The organism is Plesiomonas shigelloides (assembly GCF_900087055.1).
Lineage (GTDB): Bacteria > Pseudomonadota > Gammaproteobacteria > Enterobacterales > CAMTGL01 > Plesiomonas > Plesiomonas shigelloides.
This window is the reverse complement of record NZ_LT575468.1, coordinates 3,048,612-3,065,997: the sequence shown is the minus strand read 5'-3', so window position 1 is coordinate 3,065,997 and position 17,386 is coordinate 3,048,612. Positions and strand designations below refer to the sequence as shown.

Genomic DNA, 17,386 nt, shown 5'->3' with positions numbered 1-17,386 from the left:
AATCCAGGAGCAAAAGCCAATGGCACTGAATCTTCAAGACAAACAAGCGATTGTTGCTGAAGTCAACGAAGTGGCCAAAGGTGCGCTGTCTGCAGTTATCGCCGATGCACGTGGCGTTTCTGTAGCAAAAATGACTGAACTGCGCAAAACCAGCCGTGAAGCTGGCGTGTACGTACGTGTAGTACGTAACACCCTGCTGCGTCGTGCTGTTGCCGGCACCTCTTACGAGTGCATGGCTGATGCGTTTGTTGGTCCAACTCTGGTTGCATTCTCTAACGAACATCCGGGCGCAGCTGCTCGTCTGTTCAAAGCATTTGCTAAAGACAATGCCAACTTTGAAGTTAAGGGCGCAGCCTTTGAAGGCGAGTTTATCCAAGCGGCTCAAATTGACCGTCTGGCAACTCTGCCAACTTACGACGAAGCGATTGCACGCTTGATGGCGACCATGAAAGAAGCCTCTGCAGGCAAACTGGTTCGCACTATTGCGGCTATTCGCGACGCCAAAGAAGCAGCGTAATTACGCCTTTTTTAGCGTGTCGTTTGCAAGATAACCATCTTCTTATTTTAGGAAATAATTGCTATGTCTATCACTAAAGAGCAAATCATTGATGCAGTTGCAGCAATGTCTGTAATGGAAGTTGTTGAGCTGATCTCTGCAATGGAAGAGAAGTTCGGCGTTTCTGCTGCTGCTGCTGTAGCTGTTGCTGCGGGTCCAGCTGAAGCTGCTGAAGAGAAGACTGAATTCGACGTAGTTCTGTCTGCTGTTGGCGCGAACAAAGTAGCTGTTATCAAAGCAGTACGTGGCGCAACTGGTCTGGGCCTGAAAGAAGCTAAAGACCTGGTAGAATCTGCTCCAGCTAACCTGAAAGAAGGTATCAGCAAAGCAGAAGCTGAAGCTCTGAAGAAAGATCTGGAAGAAGCTGGTGCTTCTGTTGAAATCAAGTAATCGGACTTTCCAGTTCGTAGCCTGATTTGCAAAGGCTAATGGCTGGTGACTTTTTAGTCACCAGCCTTTTTGCGCTGTAAAGGATGCTTGTGGTGTTTCACACTGTTTGGCCATAAGTGATCCTCAATATTTGTTTCTATCGACGCCTTAATATACTGCGTCAGAGCCAGATCTCTGTGTAAAACGCAATGAAATGGTTTAAGAGTGATAGAAACAGGTATTGCGAAGGGTACATCGTCCTTCGGTCACAAAATAGTGTTGCACGAACTGTCCTATCAGGACGGACAGAATGGGTCGACTATTCAGCGAGCTGAGGAACCCTATGGTTTACTCCTATACCGAGAAAAAACGCATTCGTAAGGACTTTGGTAAACGTCCACAGGTTTTGGACGTGCCTTACTTACTCTCCATCCAGCTTGACTCGTTTCAAAAGTTTATCGAGCAAGATCCGGAAGGGCAGTACGGTCTGGAAGCGGCGTTCCGCTCCGTCTTCCCGATCCAGAGCTACAGCGGCAATTCTGAGCTGCAATACGTTAGCTATCGTCTCGGTGAGCCAGTCTTTGATGTAAAAGAGTGCCAAATCCGTGGCGTAACTTATTCTGCTCCTCTGCGTGTCAAACTGCGCATGACGCTGTACGAGAAAGACGCGCCAGAAGGCACAGTAAAAGACATTAAAGAACAAGAAGTCTACATGGGCGAAATTCCGCTCATGACCGAGAACGGTACTTTCGTTATCAACGGTACCGAGCGAGTTATCGTATCCCAGCTGCATCGTAGCCCGGGTGTGTTCTTTGACAGCGATAAGGGTAAAACCCACTCCTCCGGTAAGGTACTGTATAACGCACGTATTATCCCTTACCGTGGTTCTTGGCTGGATTTCGAATTTGATCCGAAAGACAACCTGTTTGTACGTATTGACCGTCGTCGTAAGTTGCCAGCCACCATTATCCTGCGTGCGCTGAACTATACGACTGAGCAGATCTTGAATCTGTTCTTCGAAAAGATTGTTTTCGAAGTCCGTCACGGCAAGTTAGAGATGACTCTGGTTCCAGAGCGTCTGCGTGGTGAAACCGCGACCTTCGATATCGAAGCTAACGGCAAAGTGTACGTAGAGAAAGGCCGTCGCATCACCGCTCGTCATATCCGCCAGTTGGAGAAAGACAGCGTTGAGCGTATCGACGTGCCGGTTGAATACATTGTCGGCAAAGTATCGGCAAAAGATTACGTGGATGCCTCCACTGGCGAGCTGATTTGCGGCGCCAACATGGAGCTGTCCCTGGAGACCTTGGCCAAACTGAGCCAAGCCGGCCACAAGACCATCGAGGTGCTGTTCACCAACGATCTGGATCATGGTCCGTACATCTCCGAAACCCTGCGTGTGGATTCCACCACTGATCGCTTAAGCGCTCTGGTTGAAATCTATCGCATGATGCGTCCTGGCGAGCCGCCAACACGTGATGCAGCAGAAGCGCTGTTTGAGAACCTGTTCTTCTCAGCTGACCGCTATGATCTGTCTGCCGTGGGTCGCATGAAGTTTAACCGTTCTCTGCTGCGCGACGAGATCGAAGGCGCGGGTACGCTGAGCAACGAAGACATCATTGATGTCATGAAGAAGCTCATCGATATCCGTAACGGTAAAGGCGAAGTCGATGATATCGACCACCTGGGTAACCGTCGTATTCGTTCCGTTGGCGAAATGGCCGAGAACCAGTTCCGTGTGGGCTTAGTACGTGTTGAGCGTGCGGTGAAAGAGCGTCTGTCTTTAGGCGATCTGGATACCCTGATGCCACAGGATCTGATCAACGCGAAACCAATTTCTGCGGCAGTGAAAGAGTTCTTCGGCTCTTCTCAGTTGTCTCAGTTTATGGATCAGAACAACCCGCTGTCAGAAGTTACGCACAAGCGTCGTATTTCTGCACTGGGCCCGGGCGGTTTGACCCGTGAGCGTGCTGGCTTTGAAGTGCGAGACGTTCACCCGACTCACTACGGTCGTGTGTGTCCAATCGAAACTCCTGAAGGTCCAAACATCGGTCTGATCAACTCCTTGTCTGTGTATGCACAGACCAACGAGTATGGTTTCCTGGAAACCCCGTACCGTCGCGTGAAAGACGGCGTGGTGACCGACGAGATTCATTACCTGTCTGCTATCGAAGAAGGTAACTACGTTATTGCCCAGGCGAACTCCAACCTGGACGAAGACGGCCGCTTCGAAGAAGAACTGGTAACGTGCCGTAGCAAAGGCGAATCCAGCCTGTTCAGCAAAGATCAGGTGGACTACATGGACGTTTCGACCCAACAGGTCGTTTCTGTCGGTGCGTCTTTGATCCCATTCCTGGAGCACGATGATGCTAACCGCGCCCTGATGGGTGCGAACATGCAACGTCAGGCTGTACCTACTCTGCGTGCTGATAAGCCGCTGGTTGGTACCGGTATGGAGCGCGCTGTAGCGGTTGACTCCGGTGTAACCGTAGTTGCTAAGCGTGGCGGTGAAATCCAGTACGTGGATGCATCCCGTATCGTTATTAAAGTTAACGAAGACGAGACCATTCCAGGCGAAGCTGGTATCGATATTTACAACCTGACCAAGTACACCCGTTCTAACCAGAACACCTGTATCAACCAGATCCCATGTGTATCACTGGGTGAGCCGGTTGAGCGTGGTGATGTGCTGGCAGACGGTCCGTCCACCGATTTGGGTGAACTGGCGCTGGGTCAGAACATGCGCGTGGCGTTCATGCCATGGAACGGTTACAACTTCGAAGACTCCATCTTGGTTTCCGAGCGTGTAGTTCAAGAAGACCGTTTCACCACTATTCACATCCAAGAACTGGCATGTGTAGCGCGTGATACTAAGCTGGGCCCTGAAGAGATCACGGCTGACATCCCGAACGTGGGTGAAGCAGCGCTGTCTAAGCTGGACGAATCCGGTATCGTGTATATCGGTGCGGAAGTGAAGGGCGGTGACATTCTGGTTGGTAAGGTAACGCCGAAAGGTGAAACCCAGCTGACGCCAGAAGAGAAGCTGCTGCGTGCGATCTTCGGTGAGAAAGCGTCTGACGTGAAGGATTCTTCCCTGCGCGTACCAAATGGCACCTCCGGTACCATTATCGACGTTCAGGTCTTTACCCGTGATGGCGTAGAGAAAGACAAGCGTGCACTCGAAATCGAAGAGATGCAGCTCAAGCAGGTTAAGAAAGACCTGACTGAAGAGTTGCAGATCCTGGAAGCCGGTCTGTTTGCTCGTATCCACGATCTGCTGGTTGCTGGCGGTCTGGAAGCGGAGAAACTGGCTAAACTGTCTCGCGACAAGTGGCTGGATCTGGGTCTGGATGATGAAGAGAAGCAAAATCAGCTGGAACAGCTGATCGAGCAGTACGACGAGCTGAAGGCTGAGTTCGAGAAGAAACTGGAAGCGAAGCGTCGTAAGATCACTCAAGGCGACGATCTGGCACCAGGCGTGCTGAAGATCGTGAAGGTTTATCTGGCCGTTAAACGTCAGATCCAGCCGGGTGATAAGATGGCGGGTCGTCACGGTAACAAGGGTGTTATCTCTAAGATTAACCCTATCGAAGACATGCCACACGATGCCAACGGTGTTCCGGTTGATATCGTGCTGAACCCGCTGGGCGTACCATCTCGTATGAACATCGGTCAGATCCTGGAAACTCACCTGGGTATGGCGGCGAAAGGTATCGGCGAGAAGATCAACGCGATGATCAAGCAGCAGCAAGAAGTTGCCAAGCTGCGTGAGTTCATCCAGAAAGCGTATGATCTGGGTAGCGATGTCCGCCAGAAAGTCGACATGAGCACCTTCTCTGATGACGAAGTGCTGCGTCTGGCGGAAAACCTGCGTAAGGGTATGCCACTGGCGACCCCAGTCTTTGACGGTGCGAAAGAGTCCGAAATCAAAGACCTGCTGGAACTGGGCGGCTTGCCACGTTCTGGTCAGATTACGCTGTTTGATGGCCGTACCGGTGAGCAGTTTGAGCGTCCAGTAACCGTGGGTTACATGTACATGCTGAAACTGAACCACCTGGTTGATGACAAGATGCACGCCCGTTCTACCGGCTCTTACAGTCTGGTTACTCAGCAGCCGCTGGGTGGTAAGGCGCAGTTCGGTGGTCAGCGTTTCGGTGAGATGGAAGTGTGGGCACTGGAAGCATACGGTGCTGCTTATACTCTGCAGGAAATGCTGACTGTTAAGTCGGATGACGTGAACGGCCGTACCAAGATGTATAAGAACATCGTGGATGGCGATCATCGTATGGAACCGGGTATGCCAGAGTCCTTCAACGTATTGTTGAAAGAGATCCGTTCTCTGGGTATCAACATCGAGCTGGAAGACGAATAAGGTCCTCTCTCGATTGCGGTTGCAATGACATCGCAGCAGGAAATAGGAGCGCGGCGCCGCCGCGCTCCACTGGTTTAACTCCGACGGGAGCCAATCCGTGAAAGACTTACTAAAGTTTCTGAAAGCGCAAACTAAGACCGAAGAGTTTGATGCCATCAAAATCGGTCTTGCGTCTCCAGACATGATCCGTTCTTGGTCTTTCGGCGAAGTGAAAAAGCCGGAAACCATTAACTACCGTACCTTCAAGCCTGAGCGCGACGGCCTGTTCTGTGCCCGCATCTTTGGCCCAGTGAAGGATTACGAGTGTCTGTGTGGCAAGTACAAGCGCCTGAAGCATCGTGGCGTGATTTGTGAGAAGTGTGGCGTCGAAGTGACCCAGACTAAAGTTCGTCGTGACCGTATGGGCCACATCGAACTGGCTTGCCCGACTGCGCATATCTGGTTCCTGAAATCTCTGCCATCCCGCATCGGTTTGCTGCTGGACATGCCTCTGCGTGATATCGAACGTGTACTGTACTTCGAATCTTACGTAGTTGTTGAAGGCGGTATGACCAACTTGGATCGTGGCCAGATGCTGACTGAAGAGCAGTACCTGGATGCACTGGAAGAGTTCGGTGACGAATTCGACGCCAAGATGGGTGCGGAAGCGGTACAGGCCCTGCTGAAAGCGATGGACCTGCCGGCTGAGTGCGAACAGCTGCGCGAAGAGCTGAACGAAACGAATTCCGAGACCAAGCGTAAGAAGATCACTAAGCGTATCAAGCTGCTGGAAGCGTTCATTCAATCTGGTAACAAGCCAGAGTGGATGATCCTGACCGTGCTGCCGGTACTGCCGCCTGATCTGCGTCCGCTGGTTCCGTTGGACGGTGGCCGTTTTGCGACCTCTGATCTGAACGATCTGTATCGCCGCGTGATCAACCGTAACAACCGTTTGAAGCGTCTGCTGGATCTGGCTGCGCCAGACATCATCGTACGTAACGAAAAACGTATGCTGCAAGAAGCGGTTGATGCGCTGCTGGATAACGGCCGTCGTGGCCGTGCGATTACCGGTTCTAACAAGCGTCCTCTGAAATCTTTGGCCGATATGATCAAAGGTAAGCAGGGTCGTTTCCGTCAGAACCTGCTGGGTAAACGTGTTGACTACTCCGGCCGTTCTGTAATCACCGTAGGTCCATACCTGCGTCTGCATCAGTGCGGTCTGCCGAAGAAGATGGGTCTGGAGCTGTTCAAGCCATTCATCTACGGCAAACTGGAAGCACGTGGTCTGGCGACCACCATCAAAGCGGCCAAGAAAATGGTCGAGCGCGAAGAAGCGGTAGTTTGGGATATTCTGGATGAAGTGATCCGTGAACACCCAATCCTGCTGAACCGTGCGCCAACCCTGCACCGTCTGGGTATTCAGGCCTTTGAACCGGTTCTGATCGAAGGTAAAGCTCTGCAGTTGCACCCGCTGGTTTGTGCGGCGTATAACGCGGACTTCGACGGTGACCAGATGGCGGTTCACGTTCCTCTGACGCTGGAAGCGCAGTTGGAAGCCCGTGCGCTGATGATGTCGACCAACAACATCCTGTCTCCGGCATCGGGTGATCCAATCATCGTGCCTTCTCAGGACGTGGTATTGGGTCTGTACTACATGACCCGCGACAAGATCAACGCCAAAGGCGAAGGCATGGTGCTGACTGGTCCGAAAGAAGCGGAACGTCTGTACCGCTCAGGCCAGGCTGAACTGCATGCGCGCGTTAAGGTTCGTATTACCGAGCACGTGAAGACCGATACCGGTGAAGTAGAAGTGTCTACTCGCCTGATCGACACTACCGTAGGTCGTGCGATCCTGTGGATGATCGTTCCACGTGGTCTGCCTTACTCCATCGTTAACCAAGCGCTGGGTAAGAAAGCGATCTCTCGTATGCTGAACACCTGCTACCGTGTGCTGGGTCTGAAAGCGACTGTCGTGTTTGCTGACCAGATCATGTACACCGGTTTTGCTTACGCAGCCCGTTCCGGCGTGTCCGTTGGTATCGACGACATGGTTATCCCGGAAGCGAAAGCCAAGATTCTGGCCGATGCGGAAGCGGAAGTGGCAGACATTCAGGAGCAGTTCCAGTCTGGTCTGGTAACTGCCGGCGAACGTTACAACAAGGTGATCGATATCTGGGCTGTGGCCAACGATAAAGTATCGAAAGCCATGATGGAAAACCTGTCTACTGAAACCGTGACTAACCGTGACGGCGAAGAAGAGAAGCAGTCTTCCTTCAACAGCGTATTTATGATGGCCGACTCCGGTGCGCGTGGTTCTGCTGCACAGATGCGTCAGCTGGCGGGTATGCGTGGTCTGATGGCGAAGCCAGATGGCTCCATCATCGAAACCCCAATCACCGCGAACTTCCGTGAAGGTCTGAACGTACTCCAGTACTTCATCTCTACTCACGGTGCGCGTAAAGGTCTGGCGGATACCGCACTGAAGACTGCGAACTCCGGTTACCTGACTCGTCGTCTGGTAGACGTAGCGCAAGACTTGGTGATCACCGAAGACGATTGCGGTACTTTGGAAGGCGTAGTCATGACTCCGCTGATCGAAGGCGGCGACGTGAAAGAGCCTCTGCGTGAGCGTGTACTGGGCCGTGTGGCAGCAGAAGACATTCTGATCCCGGGCACTGCAGACATTCTGATCCCGCGCAACACGCTGCTGGATGAGAAACTGTGTGACCTGATCGAAGAGAAATCTGTCGACAGCATCCTGGTTCGTTCTGTGGTTACCTGTAACACCGATTTCGGTGTGTGTGCGAAGTGCTACGGTCGTGACCTGGCCCGTGGTCACCTGGTGAACAAAGGTGAAGCGGTTGGTGTTATCGCGGCACAGTCCATCGGTGAACCAGGTACTCAGCTGACCATGCGTACGTTCCACATCGGTGGTGCGGCATCGCGTGCGGCAGCCGAGAACAGCATCCAGGTGAAGAACAAGGGTAGCTTGAAGCTGCACAACGCGAAGTTCGTAACCAACGCTGACAACAAGCTGGTGATCACTTCTCGTAACACTGAAATGACCGTGATCGACGAGTTCGGTCGTACCAAAGAAAGCTATAAGGTGCCTTACGGTGCCACTATGGCGAAAGGTGACGGCATGGAAGTGAACGCGGGTGAAACCGTGGCGAACTGGGATCCGCACACTATGCCGGTTATTACCGAAGTGGGTGGTTACATCAAGTTTGTCGACATGCTGGATGGCTTGACCATTACCCGTCAGACCGACGAACTGACCGGTTTGTCTTCTCTGGTGGTACTGGATGCAGCCGAGCGTACCGGTGGTGGTAAGGATCTGCGTCCTGCCCTGAAACTGGTTGATGCGAACGGTAACGACATTCTGGTTCCAGGTACCGATATGCCAGCGCAGTACTTCCTGCCAGGCAAAGCGATCGTTCAGTTGGACGACGGTACGCTGGTTGGCACTGGTGATGCTTTGGCCCGTATTCCACAAGAATCTGGCGGTACCAAGGATATTACCGGTGGTCTGCCACGCGTTGCGGACCTGTTTGAAGCTCGTAAGCCGAAAGAGCCTGCGATCCTGGCGGAAATCACCGGTATCGTATCCTTCGGTAAAGAAACCAAAGGCAAGCGTCGTCTGGTGATCACACCAACCGACGGTGGTGATGCTTACGAAGAGATGATTCCTAAGTGGCGTCAGCTGAACGTGTTCGAAGGCGAACTGGTACAGCGTGGCGATGTGATCTCCGATGGTCCAGAGACTCCACATGACATCCTGCGTCTGCGCGGTGTGCATGCGGTGACTAACTATATCGTTAACGAAGTGCAGGACGTTTACCGTCTGCAGGGCGTTAAGATTAACGATAAGCACATCGAAGTTATCATCCGTCAGATGCTGCGTAAGGGTACCATCACTGCCGCTTACGATTCTGAGTTCCTGGAAGGTGAGCAAGCCGAAGTGGCTCGCGTGAAGATCACCAACCGTGAGCGTGAAGCTCAAGGTAAAGAGCCAGTGACCTTCGAACGTGAACTGCTGGGTATTACCAAAGCGTCTCTGGCAACTGAGTCCTTCATCTCCGCGGCGTCCTTCCAGGAAACCACCCGCGTGCTGACTGAAGCGGCAGTTGCTGGTAAGCGTGACGAACTGCGCGGTCTGAAAGAGAACGTTATCGTAGGTCGTCTGATCCCGGCGGGTACCGGTTATGCGTACCACCAAGATCGCAGCCGTCGTCGTCAGAAGGCTGAAGCTCCAGTTGCGCCACAAGTGAGCGCAGAAGAGGCTTCTGCTAACCTGGCCGGTCTGCTGAGCGGTCTGGGCGCACTGGGTGACGACGAATAAGTCGTTCCTCGCGTGACGACTAAGGTCGTGACATCTTAAGCGTGAAAAGGGCACCGGAGACGGTGCCCTTTTTTTATTGCCGCGCGCTAAGCGGCAGTTGCCGAGCCGATGGGTAGGCCATGCATGGCGACGGGCTTGAAGCGTGATACTCCAAGCTTAATAAAACACGGAATAAAAAAGGGTAGCGAGTGACCGATAGGGCTGCGCGGCTTGGCTTGGTCTAACTTAGATTAGATAGTGTTGTGGTATTGCGCGTGAGAGATGGTTAATCGATGGGCAAAGGCGGTATCGCAGGTTGACTATCAGAGCGTGGAAGTAATACGGAAAAAGTCACGCGTAGAAAGGCGCGGGAACATCCTGTTCCCCGTACATGGTGCGTCGCGGCTAGAGGTTACTGTCTTCTCCGCGCGTTAGAAACTTTGCCCAGTGGTCAGTACCACGGCTTTGATCAGTTGATCTTCGAGGGCAAAGCGCTGCTCTAGTAACTCACCGAGCGCCGAAAGATTTTGATCGAGCTCCAGCAGGGCGTCGTCATCTTCGCTGATATCGGTATAGCAATCGTGAAAGTGCAGTAATTGCTGCGTATTGGCCGTCAGACGTGGATACAGCGATGGGTGCAGATTGAGTTTGCCTGCGCCATGCTGTTCGGCTTGGCTGATGATGCGATCATAGATTTCAAAGTGACCGGCGGAGAGGTAATCTACCAAACGGGCGTTGAAGGCGGTGATCTGTTCCAGTGTCGGGAGTGCCTGTTTCTCACGGTGAAACGGGGGCAAGCCCGCTAGTTGGCAGTAATGGATCAGTAGCGCTTTGCGTTCGTGTAGCCAGAGATCGATGATCTTGGCTTGACCTTGTTTTGCCTGTCCCTGTGTGGGAGCGGGATCGCGTGCAAGTTTGGTAAGCATGGTCTGTCTCCGCAGATACATTCAAGGCAAGGTTGCGACTCATGGTGAAACATATTGTGACAACCTTGTTATAAAAGATGCCAGTAAAATTGCATAGCTGCAAGGAGTGCTATGGAACAATTTCTTGATCCGCAGCAGCAGGGGTTTTGGTTGCTGATGCAAGAGGGGCAGTTATGGCTGCCCGGTGGAGAATTACCACACGGAGAAGCGTCTAGCTGGGGGCTTGCCGGACAACCGGCGCAGGCCGTCGGGCAGTGGCAAGGACAGACCCTATACCTGCTGATGGCCGAGGATATACCGGCTAAACCGGCCAGTGAGCGAGGTTCATTGCGCAGTTTGCTGGCGCAGCCTGAGGCACTGTTTCAGTTGGTTGGGCGCGCGGTGCAGTTGGCGCATTTTCAGCGTAGCCACCGTTTTTGCGGATTTTGTGCGGCACCACTCCAAAAAGTACCGACCCAGTGGGCGATGCAGTGCAGCGCCTGTGCGCAAACGGTGTATCCGGTGATCGCGCCGTGCGTGATTGTTGCGGTTCGCCGTGGGCACCAGATCTTACTGGCGCAGCATCCACGTCATCAGGGCAACATGCACACTGTGTTGGCCGGCTTTGTCGAGCCGGGCGAGACGTTGGAGCAAGCCGTTGCACGTGAAGTGCGTGAAGAGACCGGCATTGAGATTGAGCATATCCGCTACATTAAATCTCAGCCGTGGCCGTTTCCGAACTCGTTGATGGCGGCCTTTGTAGCGGAATATGCTGGCGGTGAGTTGTGCGTTGATCATCAGGAATTGGTGAGCGCTGATTGGTTTAGCCCCGAAGCATTACCGCCCTTACCGCCTGTTGGGACGGTAGCGCGGCATCTGATTAATCTGACTTTACCGTTGTGTCAGCAAGCGCAGGCAACAGCCGCCGCCGACAATCAGTGAGCGCGCTGGCAAGGCCGCCGCACGACAGGTGTATCTGCGCTGGACGGTGTTACAATCGGGCGCAATAGAATAAAAAGGAAGCCTAAGATGACCACACTGCAAAACGATCGCTATTTACGTGCCCTGCTGCGCGAGCCGGTAGACATGACTCCGGTTTGGATGATGCGCCAAGCGGGGCGCTATTTGCCGGAGTATCGGGCGACCCGCGCCGAAGCCGGGGATTTTATGTCCCTGTGCAAAAATCCGGAGCTGGCCTGTGAAGTGACCTTGCAGCCCCTGCGCCGTTTTGCGCTGGATGCGGCAATTTTGTTTTCCGATATTTTGACTATCCCTGATGCGATGGGCTTGGGGCTGTACTTTGAAACCGGCGAAGGTCCGCGTTTTGAACGTCCAGTGTGCTCCTTGGCCGATGTACAAAAGCTCGGGGTGCCCGATCCAGAGCAAGAGCTGGGCTATGTCATGGATGCGGTACGCACCATTCGCCGTGAGCTCAAGGGCGCGGTGCCGCTGATCGGGTTTTCCGGTAGCCCGTGGACGCTGGCGACTTACATGGTCGAAGGCGGTAGTAGCAAGGCGTTTACCCGCATTAAAAAGATGATGTACGCCGAGCCGCAGACCCTACATCTGCTGCTGGATAAATTGGCCGATAGCGTGATTGTGTATCTGAATGCCCAGATCCGCGCCGGTGCACAGTCGGTGATGGTGTTCGATACCTGGGGCGGCGCGCTGACTGGCCGTGATTACCGCGAATTTTCGCTGCACTACATGCACAAAATTGTCGATGGGCTGCTGCGTGAGCATGATGGCCGTCGCGTGCCGGTGACCTTGTTCACCAAAGGTGGCGGTCAATGGCTGGAAGCGATTGCCGATACCGGCTGTGATGCAGTGGGCTTGGATTGGACCACCAGTTTGGCTGACGCGCGTGCGCGCATTGGCTCGCGCGTTGCCCTGCAGGGTAATATGGATCCGTCCATGTTGTATGCGCCGCCTGCTCGTATCGAGCAGGAAGTGGCTAGCCTGTTGGCAGAGTTCGGCGCCGGCACCGGTCATGTGTGTAACTTAGGCCACGGTATTCATCCGGATGTCGATCCGGCCCATGCTGGGGGATTCGTGGAAGCGGTACACCGTTTGTCTCAGCCATATCACGCGCGCTGAGTGCGTATATGCTGCGCTCAGCGGCAATCAGGAGCCATTACCATGCCAAATGCCATGGTGAATGAGAACCAAGAGGTAACGCCAGAGATGAAGGTACCGACCACCGATTATGCCGCGCTGCGCGATGAGCAGCGCCGCTTAGCGGCCGCGGTGGAGCGTACCGACCGTGTGGGGCCGGTGCACGTTATTGGCGGTGCGGATGTTGGTTTTGAGCAAGGCGGCGCGGTCACTCGCGCCGCCATCGTGTTGCTGCGCTATCCCGAACTGACCTTGTTGGATTTTCGCATTGCGCGGGTACCGACGACGTTGCCGTACATTCCCGGGTTATTGTCTTTTCGCGAATGTCCGGCCCTGTTAGCCGCGTGGCAGATGCTACCACAACGGCCCGATTTACTGCTGGTGGATGGGCAGGGGATCGCCCATCCGCGTGGCCTTGGCGTCGCCAGTCACTTTGGTTTACTGGTGGATGTGCCGACCATTGGTGTGGCGAAAAGTCACCTGTATGGCAGTTATGCACCACTGGCTGACGGCGTTGGCGCAAGTTCGGCGTTGTGGGCGGGTGAAAGCTTGTTAGGCTATGTGTGGCGCAGTAAAGTGCGTTGTCGTCCGCTGTTTATTTCGGCTGGGCATCGGATCAGCCCTGATTCGGCGCTGCAGTGGGTGCAACGTTGTTGCCGCGGTTATCGCTTGCCGGAGCCGACCCGTTTTGCCGATGGTATCGCTTCGGCGCGCCCTACGTGGCAGGCGCTGTTGGCGGCGCATGCGGCGAACGGAGAAGCCAAGGTAGAGGCAAAGGCGGTGGCTTCTTGCGCAGCCGATCCCTCTTCATAAGGGGGCAAGGTGATCAATTGCTGCAAATCAGTGCAATCTCCCTGCTGGTGGCCGCTTATTTCTATCGATCAGCGTAGAAGATCAGTTACACTCAGGCGCTGAAACAGTATAGAGGACTGGGTATGTTACGTAATCCGATTCACAAACGTTTGGAACGTCTGGAGCCTTGGCAGCTGCAAACCTTTATGGTGTGCCTGTGCGAGCGGATGTACCCGAACTATCAAGCCTTTGCTTTAGCAAGTGGCTTTGGTAACCCTGTACTGTACCGTACGGTGCTGGATTTGGCGTGGGAAGTCCTGACAGTAAAAGGCGCCAAAGTTAATTTCGAAAACCAGCTAGAAAAATTTGAAGAACAAATCCCTGCGGCCGATGACTTTGATATGTACGGTGTTTTCCCGGCTATCGATGCGTGTGTCGGTTTAAGTGATTTGTTGCATTCACAGCTGAGCGGTGAAGAGCTGGCATTTGCGTTAAGCATCAGCCGGATCTCGATTAACACCGTGGCAATGCTGGAGATGCATGATCAAGACCGTGAGCTGTCCGAAGAGGAGCTCAAGGCGTTGCCAAATATCCAAAATGAGCTGGATGTGCAGTGGGAGATTTATCGTCTGCTGGCAGCCTGCGAAGAGCGTGACCTAGAGCTGATCAAGGGCCTGCGGGCTGACTTGCGTGAAGCGGGTATCAGTAATATTGGTATCGCTGCAGTGAGTGGCGTGCGAGAAGCGTGATTTAACGCCGGAATTCTCGCGAATCCGATCCCTTTGCGGGGCAAAGTGTTCTACATTTGGATTGGTTTGCATTGGCCCCATGGCGACGTGGGTAAGCGCATGTTGGCGTGGTGATCTCAAACGGATCAGGGCGCGTCATAGCGAAGTACACTAGACGGGTATGAGACCTGTATAGCTACGAGTAACGTGATAAATAAAACGTAAGGACAACCTATGAACAAGACTCAACTGATCGACGCGATTGCAGAAAAAGCGGATCTGTCTAAAGCGCAAGCAAAAGCAGCACTGGAATCCACGCTGTCTGCAATTACTGAATCACTGAAGGATGGTGATCCAGTACAGCTGGTCGGTTTCGGTACTTTCAAAGTGAACCATCGCGCGGCACGTACAGGTCGTAACCCACAAACCGGTAAAGAAATTCAGATCGCAGAAGCCAACGTGCCTGCGTTCGTAGCCGGTAAAGCGCTGAAAGATTCCGTGAAGTAATTTATCGCGCCAGATACAAAAAACGGGGAGTCCATGGACTCCCCGTTTGTTTATCTATCACTTTGTTTATCTATCATTTTGTATATCTAGTACGCTATTACCGTACTGACTTTCTGCCTGACCTGTTGGCGCTGAGTATTACAGCGGCTAACCCTCATACGCGCTGTTACTGTTAGCGCTGACTCGTATTGACCGCTTGTTTTTTTACTCACCGCTTTCCGGCTGATAGCGTTGTTGATAACGCTTAGGCAGCATTTTCCTCAGCGCTTTCTTCACTGCTCGGATGCAGCAAACTGGCTTTGATTTGCTGGTCAATGTCGCTGATGCGCACTTTGACATACTCACCCGGGGCATCACCTAACAGCGGCTGATTTTCACGTGCGACCGGCTGACGAGCGGGCACCGGTTTGCTGCCTTCTGGCAGATGGCTGACCAGCCATTGTTGCCAGTGTGGCCACCATGAGCCTTTATGGTGCTCTGCGGCATTCAGCCAAGCTTGCGAGTCATCCGGCAGGAAGCTGTTATCCGGATTACACCAGTAGCCGTATTTGCCTTTTTCCGGTGGATTGACCACGCCGGCGATATGGCCGGATTCGCCCAGTACAAAGGTCACATGGCTGTTGTCTTTGCCAATCACCTTAGCGCCGTCATAGGTCGCATCCCACAGTGCGATATGATCTTCGGCGGCCGAGAGGAAATACAGCGGTAATTTGATCTTATTCAGATCAATGGCCGTACCGCGAATCGAGATCCCTCCAGGCATGATCAGCTGGTTTTCCAGATAGCATTGGCGCAGCAGGAAGTTGTGGCAGGCGGCCGGTACGTTGGTGCTGTCGCAGTTCCAGTACAGGATGTCGAACGCCATCGGGCTCTTGCCCTTGAGGTAGTTATCGACAAAGTAGTTCCAGTACAGGGAGTTTTCCCGCAGCAGACTGAACGACACCGCAATTTGCCGACCATCCATGTAGCCTTTGATCTGGTTTTGCGTTTCCACCGCGCTGACGGTTTCTTCATTGATGAAGACCCCGATATCGCCGGGTTTAGCGAAGTCCAGCAAGGTGGTAAACAAGGTGCCGGTGCGGATGCGCTGCTTCATGCGGCGCGCAGCCAGATAGGCCATGGTGACTGACAGCAGTGTACCGCCGATGCAGTAACCGATACCGTTAACCTCTTTTTCGCCGGTGGCGGTTTCAATCGCATCCAGCGCGGCCAGCACCCCATCAATCACATAGTCTTCAAAGGTGATGTCTTTGTGTTCAGGAGTCGCATTGACCCATGACATCATAAACACGGTATGCCCTTGGCTAACCGCCCAACGGACAAACGAGTTTTGTGCCTGCAGATCCAGAATATAGAACTTGTTGATAAACGGCGGCACGATCAACAGTGGCCGCTGCAACACCTCTTCGGTGGTCGGCACATACTGAATCAGCTCAAACAGGTGATTGCGGAAAATCACCTTGCCCGGGGTGGTGGCCAGATTGTCACCGGGGCGGAAGGAGCTTTGATCGGTCATGCGGATATTCAGCGTGTCAGCGCTTTTCTCCATATCTTCGACCAGCAACTCCATCCCTTTAACCAGATTTTGGCCGTTGTTCTCCAGCGTCACCTTGAGCAGCTCAGGGTTACTCAGCAGGTAGTTGCTTGGCGACAGAGCGGATAAATACTGGCGGGTGAAGAACTCCAGTCGCTTGCGGGTTTCTTCATCCAGCGTTTCGAGCTGGTTGATGCTGCCGAGCACATTTTGCGTCGTCAGCAGATAAGATTGTTTGAGGTAATCAAACAGGATGTTTTGTTGCCACTCATCAGAGGTAAAGCGGCGATCACTGCGATCCGGTTGGATCACCGGTTCACTCGGCTGGCCAAACAGGCGCAATACCGCGTGCTGGGATAATTCAAGTTGCTGTTGCCACCACTTGAGCTGCTGCTCCACCAGTGCATTGGGTTGCCCAAATGCATGCTCAAAGAAGCGATTCGCATCGTTCATGTTGGCCTGCATCAATACTTGATTCAGCGGACCTTGAGCCGTAGAGCGCGACAGGTACAGCTCAACCAGCTTACGGTTCAGATCAGCCAGCGCATCCAGCGCTCCGTTGAACTGATTTGCAGAAGCCATGGTTTTCTCCCTGTAACACCATCATGAAAGAATGACACGCCCGCAGGCGTGTCGGCAGCCAAATTTAGTTGGCGTTAACTTGTAAATGAGAGAGTTGATCTTTGGTCAGCGTTTCCAGTTCTTTTTTGAACTGCTCGTTCATGGAAGAGAGCTTCTGGGTGTCGTCCAGCAGCTGCTTGGAGATTTTGTTCACCAGCTCCAGCTGCTTGTTACCAAAGGCAACCAGAGATTGTGGGTCTTTGATGTCACCCACGGCTTTGATCTGCTCCAGACCCAGCTCAGAATAAGCTTTGGCGGCCGACAGCTGCACTTTGCTCAGTTGCTCCAGATTTTCAGTCAGCAGACGGTTGTATTTATAAACCGGTGCATAGAAGTTTTGTGCCTGATCGGCGAAGGTTTTGAAAATTTCCGTACTCATTTCTATCTGCTCCTTGTGAATAACGCACATCGTGTGCTGTGCTGCAAACATACCGTTGGTGGCACACATACCTTTTACAGCACACAGTACCCTGATTTATATGTGCATTGTATTGCAGTGTAACGAAGCTTTTGTGTAAAAACAGGGTCACTAAGTGGTCAGAGTTGTAGCTTAACGTTAGCGTAAAGGTTAACTGATTAAGGCGAGC

Annotated in this window: 12 protein-coding genes; 9 read left to right on the top strand and 3 right to left on the bottom strand. The window is 53.2% G+C overall.

Annotated elements, in window-relative coordinates:
- The first annotated feature begins 19 nt into the window (after positions 1–19).
- The 4 genes from rplJ to rpoC all read left to right on the top strand — a co-directional run bounded on the left by rplJ (position 20) and on the right by rpoC (position 9,618).
- Complete coding sequence (gene rplJ, locus NCTC9997_RS13655) at positions 20–517, top strand: 50S ribosomal protein L10 (RefSeq protein ID WP_010864823.1); 498 nt, start codon at positions 20–22, stop codon at positions 515–517.
- Between the two features lie 63 nt (positions 518–580).
- Positions 581–946, top strand: a complete 366-nt coding sequence (gene rplL / locus NCTC9997_RS13650) for a 50S ribosomal protein L7/L12 (RefSeq protein ID WP_010864822.1) — start codon at positions 581–583, stop codon at positions 944–946.
- Positions 947–1,268: 322 nt separating this feature from the next.
- Positions 1,269–5,297, top strand: a complete 4,029-nt coding sequence (gene rpoB / locus NCTC9997_RS13645) for a DNA-directed RNA polymerase subunit beta (protein ID WP_010864821.1) — start codon at positions 1,269–1,271, stop codon at positions 5,295–5,297.
- Between the two features lie 97 nt (positions 5,298–5,394).
- Positions 5,395–9,618: a DNA-directed RNA polymerase subunit beta' gene (gene rpoC / locus NCTC9997_RS13640; RefSeq protein ID WP_064978261.1), complete on the top strand. Its 4,224-nt coding sequence runs from the start codon at positions 5,395–5,397 to the stop codon at positions 9,616–9,618.
- Positions 9,619–10,028: 410 nt separating this feature from the next.
- Here rpoC and NCTC9997_RS13635 read toward each other — a convergent pair whose 3' ends face one another.
- Entirely contained in the window at positions 10,029–10,523 is a 495-nt protein-coding gene (locus NCTC9997_RS13635) for an Rsd/AlgQ family anti-sigma factor (protein WP_064978260.1), read from the bottom strand.
- 111 nt (positions 10,524–10,634) lie between these two features.
- Here NCTC9997_RS13635 and nudC point away from each other — a divergent pair, with 111 nt between their 5' ends.
- From nudC to hupA, 5 genes are all read left to right on the top strand, one after another.
- Positions 10,635–11,444: an NAD(+) diphosphatase gene (gene nudC / locus NCTC9997_RS13630; protein ID WP_064978259.1), complete on the top strand. Its 810-nt coding sequence runs from the start codon at positions 10,635–10,637 to the stop codon at positions 11,442–11,444.
- An 87-nt stretch (positions 11,445–11,531) separates the two neighbouring features.
- Complete coding sequence (hemE, locus tag NCTC9997_RS13625; protein WP_064978258.1) at positions 11,532–12,599, top strand: uroporphyrinogen decarboxylase; 1,068 nt, start codon at positions 11,532–11,534, stop codon at positions 12,597–12,599.
- An 87-nt stretch (positions 12,600–12,686) separates the two neighbouring features.
- Positions 12,687–13,430, top strand: coding sequence for a deoxyribonuclease V (nfi, locus tag NCTC9997_RS13620; RefSeq protein ID WP_064978523.1), 744 nt, complete (start codon positions 12,687–12,689; stop codon positions 13,428–13,430).
- A 122-nt stretch (positions 13,431–13,552) separates the two neighbouring features.
- Entirely contained in the window at positions 13,553–14,158 is a 606-nt protein-coding gene (locus NCTC9997_RS13615; RefSeq protein WP_010864815.1) for a YjaG family protein, read from the top strand.
- A gap of 213 nt (positions 14,159–14,371) precedes the next feature.
- Positions 14,372–14,644 carry a nucleoid-associated protein HU-alpha gene (gene hupA, locus NCTC9997_RS13610; RefSeq protein WP_010864814.1) on the top strand — a complete coding sequence of 91 codons (273 nt, stop codon included), beginning with the start codon at positions 14,372–14,374 and terminating at the stop codon, positions 14,642–14,644.
- Positions 14,645–14,888: 244 nt separating this feature from the next.
- Here hupA and phaC read toward each other — a convergent pair whose 3' ends face one another.
- Positions 14,889–16,760 (bottom strand): class I poly(R)-hydroxyalkanoic acid synthase, encoded by a 1,872-nt coding sequence (gene phaC, locus NCTC9997_RS13605; protein WP_052242339.1) that lies wholly within the window; start codon positions 16,758–16,760, stop codon positions 14,889–14,891.
- A gap of 64 nt (positions 16,761–16,824) precedes the next feature.
- A complete protein-coding gene (locus NCTC9997_RS13600) occupies positions 16,825–17,178 on the bottom strand; it encodes a phasin family protein (protein ID WP_010864812.1) in 354 nt (117 codons plus the stop codon).
- Positions 17,179–17,386 lie beyond the last annotated feature (208 nt).